At 64.6% G+C, this 797-nt stretch carries 2 protein-coding genes; both read left to right on the top strand.

The features are described from left to right. Positions 1 to 70: 70 nt before the first annotated feature. The gene (locus Q1B08_RS21575) at positions 71 to 451 is read left to right on the top strand and encodes an IS5 family transposase (protein ID WP_299823460.1); all 381 of its coding nucleotides are present in this window, start codon (positions 71 to 73) and stop codon (positions 449 to 451) included. Further along, positions 448 to 797, top strand: a 350-nt coding sequence (locus tag Q1B08_RS21570) for a transposase (protein WP_299823457.1), incomplete at its 3' end; no start/stop codon positions are given. The genes Q1B08_RS21575 and Q1B08_RS21570, both read left to right, overlap by 4 nt.

Here is a 797-nt window from a genome sequence, read left to right as displayed (position 1 = left end):
AGAGGCTGTGTGAGAAGTCGCCGTTCCGCCGTCGCGGACCATGTTTTGCCGAGACTACTGGAGGTACAGCATGGCTCGACACAGCTACCCGACGGACTTGACGGACGCCCAGTGGGCGTTCGTTGCAGGGCATTTCCCGTCCGAGCTGCAAGGTGGGCGACCTCGCCGAACCGATCTACGCGCCGTGGTCGATGCGATCCTCTACCTGCTCCGCACCGGCTGCCAGTGGCGTATGCTGCCAAGGGACTTCCCGCCCTGGGGCACCGTCTGGTGGTATTTTCGACGCTGGCGCCTCGATGGTGTCTGGACGCGTCTGCACCGGGCTCTTCACCGTGCCGCACGGCTGAAGGCCGGCCGCCGGATCGACCCGACAGTGGTGATCATGGATGCGCAGTCGGTGAAGACTACGGAAAGGGGGGCGTTCGCGGCTTCGACGGCCATAAGCGCGTGAAGGGCCGCAAGCGGCAGATCCTCGTGGATACCCAAGGCTTTCTCGTCTCGTGCCGGGTCGAGCCAGCCGGCATGTCCGATCGCCGGGCGGCGCGCAGCCTCACCGCCGGCCTCTCTCCGCTCTGGCCGAAAATCCATACGGTGATCGCCGACGCCGGCTACGAGAGTAAGAGTCTGAACCAGGATCTTCGTGATCGCAACGGCTGGCAGCTCGTCATCGTCAAACGGAAAGAGCAGGCCTTCCGGATCGCCGGGCTGAACTGGATCGTCGAACGGAGCTTCGCCTGGCTCGGACGGCATCGCCGGATGTCCAAAGATTACGAGTACCGCGTGCAGACAGCGGAGGC

The sequence above is a fragment of the uncultured Jannaschia sp. genome (assembly GCF_947494025.1).
Taxonomy (GTDB): Bacteria; Pseudomonadota; Alphaproteobacteria; order Rhodobacterales; family Rhodobacteraceae; genus Jannaschia.
The sequence above is the reverse complement of the archived record's forward strand: the minus strand, read 5'-3'. Positions and strand labels throughout refer to the sequence as shown.

Coding starts and splice junctions, on each gene's coding strand:
- Q1B08_RS21575 (WP_299823460.1), top strand. CDS start 71: ATGGCTCGACACAGCTACCCGACGGACTTGACGGACGCCCAGTGGGCG.